General features: G+C 65.3%; 19 protein-coding genes. 7 read left to right on the top strand and 12 right to left on the bottom strand.

Annotated elements, in window-relative coordinates; genetic code table 11:
• Nucleotides 1-202 precede the first annotated feature (202 nt).
• From glgD to QZ378_RS02905, 4 genes are all read right to left on the bottom strand, one after another.
• Nucleotides 203-1,321: a glucose-1-phosphate adenylyltransferase subunit GlgD gene (gene glgD / locus QZ378_RS02890; protein WP_087238342.1), complete on the bottom strand. Its 1,119-nt coding sequence runs from the start codon at nucleotides 1,319-1,321 to the stop codon at nucleotides 203-205.
• The gene (locus QZ378_RS02895) at nucleotides 1,318-2,526 is read right to left on the bottom strand and encodes a glucose-1-phosphate adenylyltransferase (RefSeq protein ID WP_087238344.1); all 1,209 of its coding nucleotides are present in this window, start codon (nucleotides 2,524-2,526) and stop codon (nucleotides 1,318-1,320) included. Before QZ378_RS02895 ends, glgD begins: the two co-directional genes overlap by 4 nt.
• A gap of 47 nt (nucleotides 2,527-2,573) precedes the next feature.
• Entirely contained in the window at nucleotides 2,574-4,745 is a 2,172-nt protein-coding gene (gene glgB / locus QZ378_RS02900; protein WP_291257238.1) for a 1,4-alpha-glucan branching protein GlgB, read from the bottom strand.
• 267 nt (nucleotides 4,746-5,012) lie between these two features.
• Nucleotides 5,013-6,155 (bottom strand): D-alanyl-D-alanine carboxypeptidase family protein, encoded by a 1,143-nt coding sequence (locus QZ378_RS02905; RefSeq protein ID WP_291257239.1) that lies wholly within the window; start codon nucleotides 6,153-6,155, stop codon nucleotides 5,013-5,015.
• A gap of 183 nt (nucleotides 6,156-6,338) precedes the next feature.
• Between QZ378_RS02905 and QZ378_RS02910 the strand changes: the two genes are divergently transcribed.
• The 5 genes from QZ378_RS02910 (at nucleotide 6,339) to QZ378_RS02930 (ending at nucleotide 9,422) form a co-directional block, all read left to right on the top strand.
• Nucleotides 6,339-7,211, top strand: coding sequence for a transporter substrate-binding domain-containing protein (locus tag QZ378_RS02910; RefSeq protein ID WP_291257240.1), 873 nt, complete (start codon nucleotides 6,339-6,341; stop codon nucleotides 7,209-7,211).
• Between the two features lie 97 nt (nucleotides 7,212-7,308).
• Nucleotides 7,309-8,031 (top strand): amino acid ABC transporter permease, encoded by a 723-nt coding sequence (locus QZ378_RS02915; protein ID WP_087238351.1) that lies wholly within the window; start codon nucleotides 7,309-7,311, stop codon nucleotides 8,029-8,031.
• Between the two features lie 14 nt (nucleotides 8,032-8,045).
• Entirely contained in the window at nucleotides 8,046-8,831 is a 786-nt protein-coding gene (locus tag QZ378_RS02920) for an amino acid ABC transporter ATP-binding protein (protein WP_291257241.1), read from the top strand.
• A gap of 58 nt (nucleotides 8,832-8,889) precedes the next feature.
• Nucleotides 8,890-9,234 carry a hypothetical protein gene (locus tag QZ378_RS02925; RefSeq protein ID WP_291257242.1) on the top strand — a complete coding sequence of 115 codons (345 nt, stop codon included), beginning with the start codon at nucleotides 8,890-8,892 and terminating at the stop codon, nucleotides 9,232-9,234.
• The gene (locus QZ378_RS02930; protein ID WP_087238356.1) at nucleotides 9,231-9,422 is read left to right on the top strand and encodes a hypothetical protein; all 192 of its coding nucleotides are present in this window, start codon (nucleotides 9,231-9,233) and stop codon (nucleotides 9,420-9,422) included. The genes QZ378_RS02925 and QZ378_RS02930 overlap by 4 nt, the downstream gene beginning before the upstream one ends.
• 50 nt (nucleotides 9,423-9,472) lie before the next feature.
• On the opposite strand, the gene QZ378_RS02935 is transcribed toward QZ378_RS02930, so the two are convergent.
• Together QZ378_RS02935 and QZ378_RS02940 are read right to left on the bottom strand one after the other, a co-directional pair.
• On the bottom strand, nucleotides 9,473-9,994 hold the full coding sequence (locus QZ378_RS02935) for a nucleoside recognition domain-containing protein (protein WP_087238358.1): 522 nt from the start codon (nucleotides 9,992-9,994) through the stop codon (nucleotides 9,473-9,475).
• A gap of 1 nt (nucleotide 9,995) precedes the next feature.
• Complete coding sequence (locus QZ378_RS02940; protein WP_291257243.1) at nucleotides 9,996-10,574, bottom strand: nucleoside recognition domain-containing protein; 579 nt, start codon at nucleotides 10,572-10,574, stop codon at nucleotides 9,996-9,998.
• 204 nt (nucleotides 10,575-10,778) lie between these two features.
• On the opposite strand from QZ378_RS02940, the gene QZ378_RS02945 reads away from it, so the two are divergent.
• Nucleotides 10,779-11,021, top strand: coding sequence for an AbrB/MazE/SpoVT family DNA-binding domain-containing protein (locus QZ378_RS02945; protein WP_087237636.1), 243 nt, complete (start codon nucleotides 10,779-10,781; stop codon nucleotides 11,019-11,021).
• A 162-nt stretch (nucleotides 11,022-11,183) separates the two neighbouring features.
• On the opposite strand, the gene rsmI is transcribed toward QZ378_RS02945, so the two are convergent.
• Genes rsmI through QZ378_RS02970 form a run of 5 tightly spaced genes read right to left on the bottom strand, consistent with a single transcriptional unit; the run spans nucleotide 11,184 to nucleotide 14,130 of the window.
• Complete coding sequence (gene rsmI / locus QZ378_RS02950) at nucleotides 11,184-12,026, bottom strand: 16S rRNA (cytidine(1402)-2'-O)-methyltransferase (protein ID WP_291257244.1); 843 nt, start codon at nucleotides 12,024-12,026, stop codon at nucleotides 11,184-11,186.
• 16 nt (nucleotides 12,027-12,042) lie between these two features.
• Nucleotides 12,043-12,684 (bottom strand): methyltransferase, encoded by a 642-nt coding sequence (locus QZ378_RS02955; RefSeq protein WP_291257245.1) that lies wholly within the window; start codon nucleotides 12,682-12,684, stop codon nucleotides 12,043-12,045.
• Complete coding sequence (locus QZ378_RS02960; RefSeq protein ID WP_291257246.1) at nucleotides 12,681-13,292, bottom strand: CoA pyrophosphatase; 612 nt, start codon at nucleotides 13,290-13,292, stop codon at nucleotides 12,681-12,683. The genes QZ378_RS02955 and QZ378_RS02960 overlap by 4 nt, the downstream gene beginning before the upstream one ends.
• Nucleotides 13,289-13,912, bottom strand: coding sequence for a CatA-like O-acetyltransferase (locus tag QZ378_RS02965; protein ID WP_291257247.1), 624 nt, complete (start codon nucleotides 13,910-13,912; stop codon nucleotides 13,289-13,291). The genes QZ378_RS02960 and QZ378_RS02965 overlap by 4 nt, the downstream gene beginning before the upstream one ends.
• Before the next feature lie 2 nt (nucleotides 13,913-13,914).
• Nucleotides 13,915-14,130, bottom strand: coding sequence for a helix-turn-helix transcriptional regulator (locus QZ378_RS02970; protein WP_191380148.1), 216 nt, complete (start codon nucleotides 14,128-14,130; stop codon nucleotides 13,915-13,917).
• A gap of 84 nt (nucleotides 14,131-14,214) precedes the next feature.
• Here QZ378_RS02970 and QZ378_RS02975 point away from each other — a divergent pair, with 84 nt between their 5' ends.
• Complete coding sequence (locus QZ378_RS02975; protein ID WP_291257248.1) at nucleotides 14,215-14,442, top strand: hypothetical protein; 228 nt, start codon at nucleotides 14,215-14,217, stop codon at nucleotides 14,440-14,442.
• Between the two features lie 645 nt (nucleotides 14,443-15,087).
• Here QZ378_RS02975 and QZ378_RS02980 read toward each other — a convergent pair.
• On the bottom strand, nucleotides 15,088-15,561 hold a 474-nt coding region (locus tag QZ378_RS02980), incomplete at its 5' end, for a 4Fe-4S single cluster domain-containing protein (RefSeq protein ID WP_291257249.1).

Here is a 15,561-nt window from a genome sequence, read left to right on the forward strand (position 1 = left end):
AGAGTTTCCGCCGCTTGCGGCGGAAATCAATGGAAGGGATGTGCGGAGCAGGACATGTGCCTGCGGAGCACACCGATACCCCTGGCCGCGGCGGCCAGGGCTTCCCCCGCTGTGCGGGGGAGAGGGGGGTATCAAAACCGCTGTGCCGCACAGCGGCGCGGCGGTTTTGTATCTAGGGGGGACAACGTCCCCCCTAGAGTCCTCACACGATCTCGTTTTTCGCAATGGACAGCGGATAGGTATTGTGGCCCATCAGCATCCGGCCCGGGTTGACCCGGACGTTCTTGTCGGTGATGGCGTACTTGAGCACCGCGCCGGCCTGGATGGTGGTGCCCTGCATGAGCACACAGCCGGACACCTTGGCGCCCTTCTCCACCCGCACGCCGCGGAAGAGGATGGAGTTCTCCACCTCGCCCTCGATGATGCAGCCGTCGGCCACCAGGGAGTTGATCGACTTGGCCTCGGGGCCGTAATAGGTGGAGGGATCGGAGCGGTCTTTGGTGCGCACGGGGCGCTCGGGGGCGAAGAGATCGGCGCGCACGGCGGGATCCAGCAGATCCATGCTGCGGGCGAAGTAGCCCGCCACCGACTGGAGCCGGGCGGCGTAGCCGTCAAACACGTAGGGGCAGATCTTCAGCTGGCCCACCATGCCCTGGAGCACGCCGGTGCTGAAGGAGGGGATGTTGTGGGCGGCGCAGTGATCCACCAGGGAGAGCAGCAGCTCCTTGGACAGTACGTAGACCTCCAGGGACTCGCAACCCTGGGCGATGGGGGGATGCACCGACACGTCGGTGATGCGCCCGCCGGCGCCGATGGTGAAGTAGTCGCAGTTCTTGGGGGAGCCCAGGGGGCGGCTGGTGCACACGGCGGTGATGTCCGCGTCGTTGCGCATGTGAGCCTCAAAGATGTCGTTGAGGGGCAGGTTCACCGCCAGATCGCCGCCGGCCAGCACCACGTAGTCCTGCCGGATGTTCTGGAGGTAGGAGCGCACGCCGGCCAGGGCGTCCATGCGGCCCCGGTAGGCGCCCTCCCGCTTGCCGGCGGAGTAGCCGAAGGGGGGGAGGATGCGCAGGCCGCCGTGCTTGCGGGAGAGATCCCAGTCCTTGCCGGAGCCCACGTGATCCAGCAGGGACTGATAGTTGGCGTCCACAATGAGGCCCACGTCGGACATGCCGGCGTTGACCATGTTGGAGAGCATGAAGTCGATCACCCGGTACCGGCCGCCGTAGGGGATGGAGCAGGTGTTGCGGTTCTGGGTCAGCTCCCGCAGATCCGGGTTGGAAAGGTAGGCGAAGATGATGCCGTGCAGAGTCTTCATCATTTCACCCCACCTCCTTTCACGTTACGGGTAATCATGGCCTTGGGGGAGACCACGGCGCTGGGGCCGATGCTCAGATGCTGGGCGATGACGGCGATGCCCCAGTCCTCGCTGCCGTCGGGGGAGGCGCCCACCCGGGCGTTCTCGCCGATGACCGACTCCTCGGCCACGATGGCGTACTCCACCACGGCACCCTTCTTCACCACCGTGCCGGGCATGAGGATGGAGTAGCGCACCACCGCGCCCTCCTCCACAATGACAGAGTGGAAGAGCACCGAGTTCTCCACCGTGCCGTAGACCTCACAGCCGCTGGTGACCATGGAGTGGGTCACCCTGGCATCCTTGCCCATGAAGTGGGGGGGACGGATGGGGGTGCGGGCGTAGATGGGCCACTCGTTATCGTACAGATCAATGCCGTTGTCCGGGGAGAGCATATCCATATTGGCGTCCCACAGGGAGTCGATGGTGCCCACGTCCTTCCAGTAGCCCTGGAAGCGGTAGGCGGTCATCTTTTCGCCGGCGTTCAGCATGGCGGGGATGATGTTCTTGCCGAAGTCGTTGGAGCTCTTCTCATCCGCCTCGTCGGCCACCAGATACTCCCGCAGCTTTTTCCACGTGAAGATGTAGATGCCCATGGAGGCCAGGTTGCTCTTGGGCTTCTTGGGCTTCTCCTCAAACTCGTAGATGTCGTCGTTCTCATCCACGTTCATGATGCCGAAGCGGGGGGCCTCCGCCATGGGAACCTCCAGCACCGCGATGGTGCAGGCCGCCTCCGCCTCCTTGTGGCGGCGGAGCATCTGGGCATAGTCCATCTTGTACACGTGGTCGCCGGAGAGGATGAGCACGTATTCGGGGTCGTAGGTCTCCAGGAAGTTGATGTTCTGATAGATGGCGTTGGCCGTGCCCTTGTACCAGGTGCCCTTCTCGCCCTCCCGCATATAGGGGGGCAGGATGTGGACGCCGCCGTAGGAGCGATCCAGATCCCAGGGCTCGCCGTTGCCGATATAGGCGTTGAGCTCCAGGGGCCGGTACTGGGTGAGCACGCCCACCGTGTCAATGCCGGAGTTGATGCAGTTGGACAGCGGGAAGTCGATGATGCGGTACTTTCCTCCAAACGGTACCGCGGGCTTGGCCACGTGGCTGGTGAGGGCGTGGAGACGGCTGCCCTGTCCCCCTGCCAGCAGCATGGCGACACATTCCTTTTTCACTTCTTATCACCTCAGCGTTTGAACTGGAAATCCGCGATGGGATAGGCTTACGCCTTCTTGGGGCTCTTGGCCGGTTTTTCGGCCTTGGCGGGCACGGGGGCCTTCTCCGCCTTTCTGGGGAGAGGCGCTTTCTCGGCCTTCCTGGGCAGCGGGGCCTTCTCCGCTTTCTTGGGCAGCGGGGCTTTTTCCGCCTTGGCGGGCAGCTTTTTCGACCCCTTGGCGGCCAGGGCCGTCTTTTTGGACTTGGTGCCCTTGGCGGCCTTTTCCGCCTTGGGGGCGGCCTCCGCCTTCTTGCGGCGGGGCGGGAACTTGCGGGTGCACTTGTAGACGGCCGCGCTCATGGGCGGCAGGGCCAGGGTGATGGACTGCTCCTTGCCGTGGCAGGGATTGTACTGGCTCTTCACCGGCGCCTGGTCGCCCCGGCCCGCGCCGCCGAAGGCGGGGTCGTCGGTGCTGAACAGGCAGGTGTAGGTGCCGGCTGCCGGCACGCCGATGGTATAGCCCGTCCGATCCACGGGGGAGAAGTTGCACACCACCACCAGGGGGTTGCCCTTCTTGTCCTTGCGGAGGAAGGCGATGGTGTTGGCCTGGTTGTCGTCGGCCTCGATCCACTCGAAGCCCTCCCAGGAGAAGTCCAGCTCCCACAGCTCCGGGTGCTCCAGATAGAAGGCGTTGACCGCCTTGAAGAAGGCCTGGAGCTTCCGGTGCCGCTCCCCGTCCTCGTTGTCCATGTCCAGCAGGTGCCAGTCCAGGGAGTGCTCGTAGTGCCACTCGTTCCACTGGCCGAACTCGCTGCCCATCATCAGCAGCTTCTTGCCCGGATGGGTGAGCATGTAGGTGTAGAAGGCCCGCACGCCGGCATACTTCTCCTCGTCGGTGCCCGGCATCTTGTTGATGAGGGAGCCCTTCATGTGCACCACCTCATCGTGGGACAGGGGGAGCACGAAGTTCTCCGAGAAGGCGTAGAAGAAGGAGAAGGTGATGTCCTTGTGGTTGTACTGGCGGAAATAGGGATCCAGCTTGATGTAGTGGAGGATGTCGTTCATCCACCCCATGTTCCATTTCAGGTTGAAGCCCAGGCCGCCCTCCAGGCCGCCCTCCCCCACCGGGTGGGACACACGGGGCCAGGCGGTGGACTCCTCGGCGATCATCATCACGTCGGGGTGGGCGTTGAAGATGTGGGTGTTCAGGGCCTGGAGGAAGTCCACCGCCTCCAGGTTCTCGTGCCCGCCGAACACGTTGGGCACCCACTGGCCGTCCTGCCGGCCGTAGTCCAGGTAGAGCATGGAGGCCACCGCGTCCACCCGCAGGCCGTCGATGTGATACTGCTCCAGCCAGAACAGGGCGGAGGAGAACAGGAAGGAGCGCACCTCATACCGGCCGTAGTCGAACACCCGGGTGCCCCAGTCGGCGTGCTCCCCCTTGCGGGGATCGGCGTACTCGTAGCAGGCCTCCCCGTCGAACTCGTACAGGCCGAAGGCGTCCTTGGGGAAGTGGGCGGGCACCCAATCCAGGATCACGCCGATGCCGGCCTGGTGGAGCTGATCCACCAGCCACATGAAGTCGTGAGGGGTGCCGAAGCGGCTGGTGGCCGCGAAATAGCCGGTGCACTGATAGCCCCAGGAGGCGTCCAGGGGGTGCTCGGTGACGGGGAGCAGCTCCACATGGGTGAAGCCCATCTCCTTCACGTAGGGCACCAGGTACTTGCCGATGTCCCGGTAGGAGAGCATCTGGTCGTCGCCGGTGCGCCGCCAGGAGCCCAGGTGGACTTCATAAATATTCAGCGGGCGGCTGTATATGGGGTTCTTGGCCCGGTAGTCCATCCAGCTCTGGTCGCCCCACTGGTAGCCGGACAGGTCGTACAGCTTGGAGGCGTTGCCGGGGCGGGTCTCGGCGTGGAAGGCGTAGGGGTCGGCCTTGGCCAGCACCCGGCCGGAGGGGGTGTGGACGGCGTATTTATAGGTGTCATACTGCTGCAGGCCGGGAATAAAGACCTCCCAGACGCCGCCGTCCAGGGGCTCCATGGGGTTGGCATCCTCGCTCCAGCCGTTGAAATCGCCCATAACGGCCACCTGCTTGGCGTGGGGGGCCCAGACACGGAACACCCAGCCCTCCTGGCCGTCCCGGACGGCGGGGTGGGCGCCCATGAACTCCTGCGCGCGGACAGAATCCCCGGCAGAAAACTGCGCCAGGGCCTCATTATCCTTTGTAAAAGCCATAGGTAACACTCCTTATTGGCAAAAATCTCCAAAATCAAGGGGGAGTAAACCAGAGATCCTTGTCATTGGTGATAAAATAACTCCAAAAGCAATGGAAATTATTTGTGTAAATTATACAACAAGCGAACCGTATAGTCAAGACATGTATGAAAAACCAGTGTAAAATTTCAGCAGGTGGCAGCAGCGGCCATTTGGGGAACCTGCGCAGACGGGAGGGGCGGCAAAGCCGCCCCTCCCGCGAAGGATGTCGAACCGGGGTCTCCGGCCTCAGCCGGCCATGAACAGGGTTTTCAGGAACCGGGAGAAGATGCCGGGCAGGGTGAGCCGGGCCACCGCCCGGTCGGCCACGATGGGGATGGTCTGCTGCACCTCATCGCCCACATAGACCGCCATCTCGCCCAGCTTCTGCCCCTCCTCCACCGGAGCCTCCACGTCCTGGCACAGCCGCAGCTCGGTGGTGATCTCGTTGAGCCGGGCCTTTTCCACCAGGATGCGGCTGGACTGGGCCAGCACGGGCTGCACCGTGTCCGCCTCCCCCAGCAGCACGTCGACGGGGGGCAGGGCCTGGCTGGGGTAGACATCGGTGAGGGTGTAGTTGGCAAAGCCGTAGCTGAGCAGGCTCTTAGCCGCCTCAAACCGCTTCTCCGAGGTGTCCGCCTTGAGCACCACGGCGATGAGCTCCATGCCCTCCCGCTCCGCCGAGGCGGACAGGCAGTAGCCCGCCGAGTCGGTGGAGCCGGTTTTCAGGCCGGTGGCCCCCTCGTAGAAGCGGATGAGCTTGTTGGTGTTGGCCAGCTGGAACTGCCCGCCCCGGATGGAGTCCATCCAGATGGTGGTGTAGTCCCGGATCCTGGGGTGCTGGAGCAGCGCCCGGCTCATGACGGCGATGTCGTGTGCGGAGGTCAGGTGCCCCGCCGCCGGCAGGCCGGTGCAGTTGACAAAGCAGGTGTCCGCCATGCCCAGCTCCGCCGCCCGCTGGTTCATCAGGGAGACAAAGGCCTCCTCGCTGCCCGCCAGGTGCTCGGCCAGGGCCACGGCGGCGTCGTTGCCCGACACCACCGCCACCGCCTTGAGCATGTCGTCCACGCTCATCTGCTCCCCCTCCTTCAGATACACCTGGGAGCCGCCCATGGATGCGGCGTGGGCCGAGACGGACACCATGTCGTCCAGGGCCAGGCGGCCGTCGTCCACCGCCTCCAGCACCAGCAGCAGGGTCATCACCTTGGTGACGCTGGCGGGCTCCAGCTTGTCGTGGGGGTTCTGCTCATATAAAATCGTGCCCGTCTCCTTCTCCATCAGCACCGCCGCGCCGGCGTCCACGGCGGCGGCGCCCGCCGCCGGCTGCTCCGCGGCCCGGGCGGGGAGGATCAGGAACGCGGCGGCCAGCAGGGCCGCGGCCAGTTGTTTCATCAGGTATCACGCCTCCGTTTGCAAATCTCTGTTTCAGAGGATGTGGAATCCAGGGCGGTTCTATACCGCGGGGCCCCGTTTTTTGCCGGTGGGAAAATTTTCGGGATTTCCTCTTTACAACAGCACTTTAGTGTGGTAATATACGAAAGCGACAACACTCTTGCAGTTTGGAGGAAGATGGATATGAAACGGAAACTGACTGCGCTGGCCCTGGCTCTGGGCCTGACCCTGTCCCTGGCCGCCTGCGGCGGCGGCACTACCAGCACCGCGGACACCCCGGCGGGCAGCTCCGAGTCCCCCGCGGCGGAGAACACCGCCGCCCAGACCAGCGAGACCCCCGCCGCCGAGAGCGACGTGGCCTACATCCAGGAGAAGGGCACCCTGGTGGTGGGCATCACCGAGTTCGCCCCCATGGACTACCAGGATGAGAACGGCGAGTGGATCGGCTTTGACGCCGACTTGGCCCGCAAGGTGGCCGAGGCCCTGGGCGTGGACGTGGAGTTCAGCGTCATCGACTGGAACAACAAGCTGATGGAGCTGGACAGCCGCACGGTGGACTGCCTGTGGAACGGCATGACCATCACCGACGAGATCACGGGCGGCGCCTCCGCCACCAACCCCTATGCCACCAACGCCCAGGTGGTGGTGCTCAAGGCCGACGTGGCCGGGGACTACCAGGACGCGGCGAGCCTGTCCGGCCTGAACTTCGCCGTGGAGGCCGGCTCCGCCGGCGAGGCCGCGGCCCAGGAGGCGGGCCTGACCTATGTGTCCGTGTCCGACCAGGCCACCGCCCTGATGGAGGTCAGCTCCGGCACCTCCGACGCCTGCATCGTGGATCTGCTCATGGCCGGCGCCATGATCGGCGAGGGCACCAGCTACCCCGACCTGACCTACACCGTCCGCCTCACCGAGGAGGACTACGGCGTGGGCTGCCGCAAGGGCTCTGACCTCACCGACTTCATCAACGAGCAGCTCAAGGTGCTTTACGACGACGGCACCATCGCGGAGCTGGCCGAGCAGTACGGCATCTCCGACAACATCGTCCCCCAGGAGTAAGGGACGGAAACAAGAGAGCACAAAGGCAGGGGGCGTTGCAAGACGCCCTCTGCCTTTGACCGGCCCTGCCGGAACACAGACGGAATGAGGGATGGACATGTTTTGGACGGTGACGCGCACCCTGCTGGAGGGCTTTGGCACCTCGGCGGAGATCTTCGCCCTGACCCTGGTATTCGCCCTGCCCCTTGGGCTGTTGGTGGCCCTGGGCTCCATGAGCAAGTGGGCGCCCTTCCGGGGGCTGGCTCGGGCGGACAGTCCGGCGTGGCTCCGCGTACTGGCCGGGCTGCGGCCCGTAAGCGCCCTGGTGGACGTGGTGGTGTGGATTATCCGGGGCACCCCCCTGATGCTTCAGCTGGCGGTTATTTTCTACGTGCCCGGCATGGTCATGGGAACCAACCCCTGGGGCTCCGGCACCCAGGGGCGGATCACCGCCACCGTGGTGGCCTTCGTGATCAACTACGCCTGCTACTTCTCGGTGATCTACCGGGGCGGCATCCAGGGCGTGCCCCAGGGCCAGCGGGAGGCCGGACAGGTGCTGGGCATGACCCGGGGGCAGATCTTTTTCCGCGTCACCCTGCTCCAGATGGTCAAACGGGTGGTGCCCCCCATGTCCAATGAGATCATCACCCTGGTGAAGGACACCTCCCTGGCCAACACCATCGGCGTGGTGGAGCTGATCCGGGCCGGCAGCACCTTCCGCACCAACGGGGGCCTGGTCTGGCCCTTCTTCTACACCGCGGTGTTCTACCTGGTGTTCGTGGGTGTGCTGACCATCCTGTTCAACTGGCTGGAAAAGAAACTCAACTATTTCCGGGTGTAGGAGGAGGCGGGGACATGGCAATATTGCAGGCAGAGGGCATCCAGAAGCGGTTCGGAAAGACCCGCGTGCTGGAGAATATCAGCTTTGAGCTGGAGCAGGGCCAGGCCCTGGCCATCATCGGCTCCTCGGGCAGCGGCAAGACCACCCTGCTGCGGTGCCTCAACTTTCTGGAGCGGCCCGACCAGGGGCGCATCACGGTGGGGGGGCAGGTGCTCTTCGACGCCGCAGACCCGGCCACCCAGCGGGAGAGCGAGGTGCGCCGCAAGCGGCTCCACTTCGGGCTGGTGTTCCAGTCCTTCAACCTCTTTCCCCAGTACACCGCCCTGGAGAACGTGACCCTGGCGGGCCGGCTGCTGGCCAAGGAGCGGGAGGACTTCAAACAGAACCACAAGCAGCTCTATGCCGAGATTGAGGAACAGGGGCGGCAGCTGCTCTCGCGCATGGGCCTGGCCGACCGGGCGGGGCACTACCCCCACCAGCTCTCCGGCGGGCAGCAGCAGCGGGTGGCCATCGCCCGGGCCCTGGCCCTCCACCCGGACATCCTGTGCTTTGACGAGCCCACCTCCGCCCTGGATCCCGAGCTCACCGGCGAGGTGCTCAAGGTGATCCGCTCCCTGGCGGAGGAGAAGACCACCATGATCATCGTCACCCACGAGATGGCCTTTGCCCGGGACGTGGCCGACCAGGTGATCTTCATGGACGGCGGCGTGATCGTGGAGCAGGGGGACGCCCGGCAGGTGATCGAGCACCCCAGGGAGGAGCGCACCCGGCAGTTCCTCTCCCGGTACAGCGAGAATTGAAAAATGCGCGAAAGGGTGGTATGATCATACCATCCTTTTTGCGTATGAGGAGGACAGGATGGACGAGGAGCTGTTTCTGCCGGTGCTCTCCCACTTTGAGAACGGCAATTTCTGGACGGCCAGCGGCGGCGCCCTGCGCTGCCGGGTGGAGCCGGACACGGGGGAGGACCCCCACCTCACCGCCCAGGTGTGGGAGGGGCCGTGGAGCCTCCGGGACAGCAGGGTGGAGGAGACGCAGGAGTTCCCCCTCACCGAGGAGGGGCTGGAGACGCTGCGCGCCTGGCTGCTCCGGTGGCGGGAGACCATGAACGCCCGGCCGAAAAAGACCCTGGCGGAGACCATCGCCGTCCGGGACGCCCGGCGGGCCGAGATCCAGAAGGAGAAGGAGGAGACGGAAGCATGACCTGGGGAACCTATTACTTTTTCTACCAGTGCCCGCAGTGCGGCAAGAAGTACCGCTATGAGCTGGAGGGCAGCAGCGACGAGGAGTTCGGCTACTGCCCCGACTGCCATGTGATGGGCACTTTCGTGGGTGAGACCAAGGACAACAAGCAGGGCGAGGACAAGTTCGCCGACTACGAATTTGTGTAAGACGGACAACAGGCGCGGGCGGCCATATCATATGGCCGCCCGCGCGTTGTCTATCCGAAGATCACCCGCACGGCCCAGGCTGCGGCCAGGAAGCCGGCCAGATCGGCGCACAGGGCGGCGGGGACGGCGTAGCGGGTCTTGACGATGCCCGCCGCGCCGAAGTAGACGGCGATGGTGTAGAAGGTGGTCTCGGTGGAGCCCAGCATCACCGCCGCCGTGCGGCCCACGGCGGAGTCGGGGCCGTAGGTGGCAATCAGCTCCGCCCCCACCCCCAGGGCGGCGGAGCCGCTCACCGGCCGCACCAGCAGCAGCCCCACCGTCTCCGGCGGGATGCCCAGGAGAGAGAGCACGGGGGAGAGGGCCTGGGCGGCCAGCTCCAGGGCGCCGGAGGCCCGGAGCATGTACACCGCCGTCAGCAGGCCGATCAGGGGCGGCACGATGCGGGCCAGCACCCCCAGGCCCTCCCCGGCCCCCTGCACCAGGGCGTCGTACACGTCCACCCGGCGGGCCATGCCGTACAGGGCCACGGCGGCCATGATCAGGGGCACCAGCATGGTGAAAAACAGGCTCATGTCAGTCCCTCCAGATACGTCCAAACACCTTGGCCGCGGTGATCCCCGCCGCCACCGACAGGGCGGAGGCCAGCCAAACGGCGGGCAGGATGTCGAAGGGGGTCTCACACCCGGCGGCCAGCCGCACTGAGGTCACGGTGGTAGGGATGAGCTGGATGGAGGCGGTGTTGCATACCACCAGCATGCACAGGGAGTCGGAGGCCCGGCCGGGGGAGCGGCGGCTCATGAGCCGGGCCGCCTGGATGCCCAGGGGGGTGGCCGCGTTGCCCAGGCCCAGCAGGTTGGCCGACACGTTGGCCGAGATGCTGTCCATCACCGCCCTGTCCCGGGCGAAGTCGGGGTAGAGCCGGCGGAGCACCGGCCGCAGCAGCCGGGACAGCCCCTCCGACAGGCCGGAGCGCTTCATGATCTCCATCACCCCCATCCACAGGCAGAGCACCCCCGCCATGGACAGGCACAGCTCCACCGCGGCGGCCGCCCCCTCCATGGCCGCCGCCGCCACCGCCGGCCCGTTTCCCGTGGCCAGGCCGCAGAGGATGGATGCCGCCACCATCCCCGTCCAGATCACCGCCATCGCCATGCCGGCCGCCTCCTTTCTCCTCCCATATATACGGGCTGTCCGGGGGAAACATGCCTGCCGGCGGCGGCGGGGCAAAAAGCCGGCGGCCCCGGAAAGATTTCCAGATTCCGATTGACAATCCAATACGATATGTTATAATAATGTCAGTTTGTAGAGAATTGCGGAAATATATGGATATTAGCAGGGAAAGGAAGTAACTGTTTTATGAAGTCGACTGGCATTGTGCGCAAGGTGGACGAGCTGGGGCGGATCGTGCTCCCCATTGAGCTGCGCCGCACACTGGACATTGCAGAGAAGGATTCCTTGGAAATCTACGTGGATGGGGCCTCGATCGTACTGAAAAAGTACCAGCCCGCCTGTGTTTTCTGCGATGACGCCAAGGATGTGATCAATTTCAAGGGCAAGAACGTCTGTCCCAACTGTATCCGTGAGCTCCAGATGAAGTAATTTTTTGTTTCATAGAGTAAAACTCCCTTGCTTTTCTTGAAAAGCAAGGGAGTTTTACTTTTTGCACGGGCCCCTGTTTCGAGCAAATTCGGCCCGGTATTTTCTCCTTCGACTAATACTATTTGTAATATACAAAATTCCAGATAATTCTAAAATAGGATATTACGCTTCGACATGCTTCCCCACGGCCCGGTCATACAGCTCGTTTTTGGGCAGGCCGGTCTCCTTGGCCGCCTGCTTGACGGCATCCCGCAGGGATAGCCCCTGCTCCCGCAGCTCCGCCACCCGCGCCAGGGCGTCCTCCGGGGCGGGGGCGGCCGCCGCTGTCTCCGGCGCGCCCTCCACCACCAGCACGAACTCCCCCCGGGGCGGATTGGCCTCGTACCACGCCGCCGCCTCCCCGAGGGTGGTGCGGCGCACCTCCTCGTGGAGCTTGGTCAGCTCCCGGCACAGGGAGATCCGCCGCTCCGGCCCGAAGGCCGCCGCCAGATCCTCCAGGGTGGCGCGCAGCTTGTGGGGGGCCTCGTAGAAAATCATGGTTCGCCGCTCCCCGGCCAGCTCCGCCAGGTGGGCGCGGCGGTTTTTCCTGTTCATGGCCAGAAAGCCCTCAAAGGTGAACCGGCCGGTGGGCAGGCCGGACACCGCCAGGGCGGTGACCAGGGCGCAGGGGCCGGGTATAGCCACCACCGGGATGTCCCGCTCCGCGCACTGGGCCACCAGCTCCTCCCCAGGGTCGGACACCGCCGGGGTGCCCGCGTCGGTGACCAGGGCCCCGTCCTCCCCGGAGAGCAGGCGTTCCAGCACCGCCTCCCCGCCGGCACCGGTGTTGTGCCGGTAGTAGGAGAGCAGGGGCTTTTTCAGTCCCAGGTGGTTGAGCAGCTTGAGGGTCACCCGGGTGTCCTCGGCGGCGATGAAGTCCACCGCCTCCAGCGTCTCGGTGCACCGCCGGGAGATGTCCCCCAGGTTGCCGATGGGTGTGGGCACCAGATATAAGGTTCCGGCCATGATATTCTCCTCCGATTCAGGTATTGAGCAGGGTGGGCAGCACCGCCAGCCCCGGCCTGCCCTGCCGCACCGCCTCCACCAGGGCGGCGGAGGGGGCCTTGTCCGGCCCGTGCTGCACCAGCTGGAGCCGCTTGGGCTCCAGCCCGTGGGCCTGGAGGGCGGCGAACAGCTCCGCCAGGCGCTCCGGCCGGTACACCAGGGCGAACCGCCCCCCGTTTTTCAGCAGCCGCCCGGCGGCGGCGCACCAGCCGTCCAGAGTGCTCTCCCCCTCGGTGCGGGCCGTCCCGCCGGGGCAGCCGCGCCCCGCGGCGAAGTAGGGCGGGTTGGACACCGCCAGGGAGAAGCCCCCGGCGGGCAGGGTTTTGCACACGGCCTGCAATTCTCCGGTATGGACCGTCCCCGTCAGGCCGTTTTCCGCCAGGTTCTGGCGGGCCAGCGCCCCATCCTCCGGGGAGATTTCCACACCGGACAGCTCCAGTGTGGACTCCCGGGCCGCCAGCAGCAGGAGCAGCGCCCCCGCCCCGCAGCCCAGGTCGCACACCTTGTCCCCCCGTCGCACCGTGGCAAAGGCGGCCAGGCGCAGGCTGTCCGCGCCCAGGGGGAAGCAGGTGTCCGACTGCCGGTACACATAGGGCCCCAGCCGCTCCGGGGCCCTCACGGCATCTGCTCCATCAGGCGGCGGGTGATGCGGCCCGTCAGCCCCCAGATGGGGTGCCCCGGCCAGTCGTAGATGGGCACGTCCACATGGCCGCCCCGCCAGCGGTAGCCCTGGGAGAAGCCGATGCGGTCATAGGGGAAGTCGTCCTTCACGTCGGGAATCAATTTGTAGGTGTATACCGTCGGCGGGTGAGCTTTCAGCCAGTCCACCGGCACCCAGAAGGTCTCCTTCACCTCGGCGGGGCTGGGCCGCAGCTGTTCCACCCCCTCCTGTGACAGAATGCCCAGCACCGGGTACATGGCAAAGCCCCCCTGATGGGTGAGGAAGTCCAGCTGGGCCACCACCTCCACCGCCGGCTGTGGGATGGACAGCTCCTCCCAGGTCTCCCGCAGGGCGCAGGCCGCCGGATCCTCCCCCGCCTCCATCCTCCCGCCGGGGAAGCACACCTCGCCGGGCTGGCGGCCCAGCTGCTCCGAGCGCACCTCGTACAGCAGGGACAGGCCCTCCGGCCGCTCCACCAGCGGCACCAGCACCGCGTATTCCCGGTTCACATCCTGCAATTTGGGGGTGTGGCCCGTCCAGCGGGCCCTGAAATCGTCTAGTGTCATAGCTGCTTCATCCATTCGTTCAGGGCGTCAAAGAATTTTCCCACGTGCACCCCGTCCAGCAGGCGGTGGTTCAGCTCCAGGCTGACCAGAAGGCTGGTCCGGTCCCCCTGCTCCTCCCACCGGCCCCAGGCCGCCCGGGGCACCGAGTCGGAGGGGTTCAGATCCTTCTCGTTTTTCAGCGCCGTGACGGGGAACCAGGGCAGACAGGTGAAGTAGACCAGCTGATCCCCGTCCCACGGCCCGTCGGTGATAAAGGCGGTCTGGGCCGCCGACTGCTCCTTGGCCCGGCGGCAGAAGTCCGCCGGATCCTCCCCCGCCTCCAGGGTGACAATGTGGAACAGCTCGCTGCCCGGCTTCAAGTCGGTGAAGCTGGGCACCAGGGTGTCGTGGCGGACGATTACCCCGTCCCGATCCTTGTAGTGGAAGGCGTCCACTTTCTCCATGGCCTTGGTGACGGCGTATACCATGGCCGGGTAGAAGGGCTGACGGTTAGCCTTGCACCAGGCGAGCAGGGCGGTCACGTCCACCGGGAAGGTGAGGGTGTAGGACGGGTCGGACATGGGGACGAAAAAGTCGTAGTGCTCCCGCCGGGGCCAGGTCTCCTTGTCAATGATGGTCATCCTTATCCCTCCCTGCCCAGCAGATAATCGGTGGTCACGTGGAAGTAGTCCGCCAGGGTGATCAGCATTGTGGCGGAAATATTGATATGCCCGTACTCAATTTTCTGATAGTGGCGCTCCGTGATACCCAGTAGCGCCGCCATATCTTTCTGGGTTTTTTTCTTTTCCTTCCGTAGGGGCTTCAGCCGTTCTGCCAGGCTGGGCAAAATCAGTTCCATCTTTTCCGTTATCCCCCTTGACACATCATTAAATTTCGTATATTATAAAGACATCACATAAATTCGTGTTATGAGGTGACCAACATGTCCGACTTTCTGTCCTTCCTGTACGCCCATTACATCAAGCCCTATCTGGACACCCGGCCCAGGGACGACGGGGACACCTTCCGGGCCTCCCTGTGCGAAAACAATCAAACCGAGGAGACCCGGAAGGATGTGGAGGCGGTGGTGGCCTTTGCGGCGACCCACGCCTTCCTGCTGGGGGTCCGCACCGGCGCGGGGCTGGCGGAGGAGGGCAGCTGGCAGATCTAGAGCGGCGGGGGCAAGCCCCCGCCCTACAGTCGTTCACCTCCGGGCAGGCCCGCACCCCGGAGGGCAATCCGAAGCACGGCAGACGGCGCGCCGGGTCGTCGCGCCCCACGGCACCGCGGGGACCCCAATTACCACAAGCGCCATGGTATTTCAGCGGCATGGCACCGATGGCGGCCCGGCGGGCGCACCCGGTACAGCGCAGCGGCCGTCAGGGCCTGCGGGGTAATCCCGATGCGTGCCACCCGAGGCGCGGCAGCGTCTGTGACGTAAGCGAACACGGGGCCCCCGCCGAAGCCCAGCGAAGCGGGTTCGGTGGGGAGATGAGATGCAGTGGAAGGAGTGCGCTTTGCCGCTTGCGGCGAAGCGAGCGATCCGTAACTTGTGCCGACGATGCCGCCCATGAGCCCCTGGGTCCAGGGTCGAAGGCGCCGGGGGCGCCTTCGATGAAAATCCACGCGAAGCCACCTCAAAAAACGCAGGCCCTGGTGGTTTTCCCACCGCTTTTGACAGCAAAAGCGGTGCCCCGGCCGGGCAGGCCCGCGCCCCCGGGGTGCCCCGGCCAACGGGCGCACACACAGGTGCGCCCCTACGGCAAACCAGGAGGCCGGAGGAAGGAGTAGGGCGGCGCGTCAAGGATGCCGCGCCCTACGATTCCGGCCGGACGAAGTGGGCCAGGGGGTCGGGCCGCTCCCACAAAACGACCTGCCCGGCGGCCAAAGAGCGGGGCACGTCGATGAGCCGCTGGTTGGTGCTGCCCCGGAACAGGGCGGCGTAGGACTTCTGCGCCTCCACGAAGGGCCCGTCCACCAGCACATCGGTCTGCGCCAGCAGGTCCATGGCCCCGGGCACCTCCCCGGAAATCAGCCTCTCATAAGTATACCCCGTATAGGTCCACACGTTCAAGCCCTTTTCGCGGGCGATGGCGGCCAGCTTGGCACACTCCTCCGCCTGACAGAAGGGCTCCCCGCCGGAGAGGGTGAGGCCGTCGGTGAGGGGGTTGGACAGCAGCTTCTCCGCCAGCTCCTCCACCGCCGCCTCTCTCCCGCCCGCGGGATCGTGGGTGTCCGGGTTGTGGCAGCCGGGGCAGCGGTGGGGGCAGCCCTGGGTGAACACGGTGAA

It is taken from the genome of Flavonifractor sp. (assembly GCF_019422385.1).
In the GTDB taxonomy this organism is placed as follows: domain Bacteria; phylum Bacillota; class Clostridia; order Oscillospirales; family Oscillospiraceae; genus Flavonifractor; species Flavonifractor avistercoris.

What these genes read in the sequence shown, in the direction of transcription:
- QZ378_RS02915 (WP_087238351.1), top strand. Translation starts at nt 7,309, where the DNA reads ATGTTTTGGACGGTGACGCGCACCCTGCTGGAGGGCTTTGGCACCTCG.
- glgB (WP_291257238.1), bottom strand. Translation starts at nt 4,745, where the DNA reads ATGGCTTTTACAAAGGATAATGAGGCCCTGGCGCAGTTTTCTGCCGGG.
- QZ378_RS02925 (WP_291257242.1), top strand. Translation starts at nt 8,890, where the DNA reads ATGGACGAGGAGCTGTTTCTGCCGGTGCTCTCCCACTTTGAGAACGGC.
- QZ378_RS02905 (WP_291257239.1), bottom strand. Translation starts at nt 6,155, where the DNA reads ATGAAACAACTGGCCGCGGCCCTGCTGGCCGCCGCGTTCCTGATCCTC.
- QZ378_RS02910 (WP_291257240.1), top strand. Translation starts at nt 6,339, where the DNA reads ATGAAACGGAAACTGACTGCGCTGGCCCTGGCTCTGGGCCTGACCCTG.
- QZ378_RS02960 (WP_291257246.1), bottom strand. Translation starts at nt 13,292, where the DNA reads ATGACACTAGACGATTTCAGGGCCCGCTGGACGGGCCACACCCCCAAA.
- QZ378_RS02945 (WP_087237636.1), top strand. Translation starts at nt 10,779, where the DNA reads ATGAAGTCGACTGGCATTGTGCGCAAGGTGGACGAGCTGGGGCGGATC.
- rsmI (WP_291257244.1), bottom strand. Translation starts at nt 12,026, where the DNA reads ATGGCCGGAACCTTATATCTGGTGCCCACACCCATCGGCAACCTGGGG.
- QZ378_RS02965 (WP_291257247.1), bottom strand. Translation starts at nt 13,912, where the DNA reads ATGACCATCATTGACAAGGAGACCTGGCCCCGGCGGGAGCACTACGAC.
- QZ378_RS02970 (WP_191380148.1), bottom strand. Translation starts at nt 14,130, where the DNA reads ATGGAACTGATTTTGCCCAGCCTGGCAGAACGGCTGAAGCCCCTACGG.
- QZ378_RS02935 (WP_087238358.1), bottom strand. Translation starts at nt 9,994, where the DNA reads ATGAGCCTGTTTTTCACCATGCTGGTGCCCCTGATCATGGCCGCCGTG.
- QZ378_RS02940 (WP_291257243.1), bottom strand. Translation starts at nt 10,574, where the DNA reads ATGGCGATGGCGGTGATCTGGACGGGGATGGTGGCGGCATCCATCCTC.
- QZ378_RS02975 (WP_291257248.1), top strand. Translation starts at nt 14,215, where the DNA reads ATGTCCGACTTTCTGTCCTTCCTGTACGCCCATTACATCAAGCCCTAT.
- QZ378_RS02920 (WP_291257241.1), top strand. Translation starts at nt 8,046, where the DNA reads ATGGCAATATTGCAGGCAGAGGGCATCCAGAAGCGGTTCGGAAAGACC.
- QZ378_RS02930 (WP_087238356.1), top strand. Translation starts at nt 9,231, where the DNA reads ATGACCTGGGGAACCTATTACTTTTTCTACCAGTGCCCGCAGTGCGGC.
- glgD (WP_087238342.1), bottom strand. Translation starts at nt 1,321, where the DNA reads ATGATGAAGACTCTGCACGGCATCATCTTCGCCTACCTTTCCAACCCG.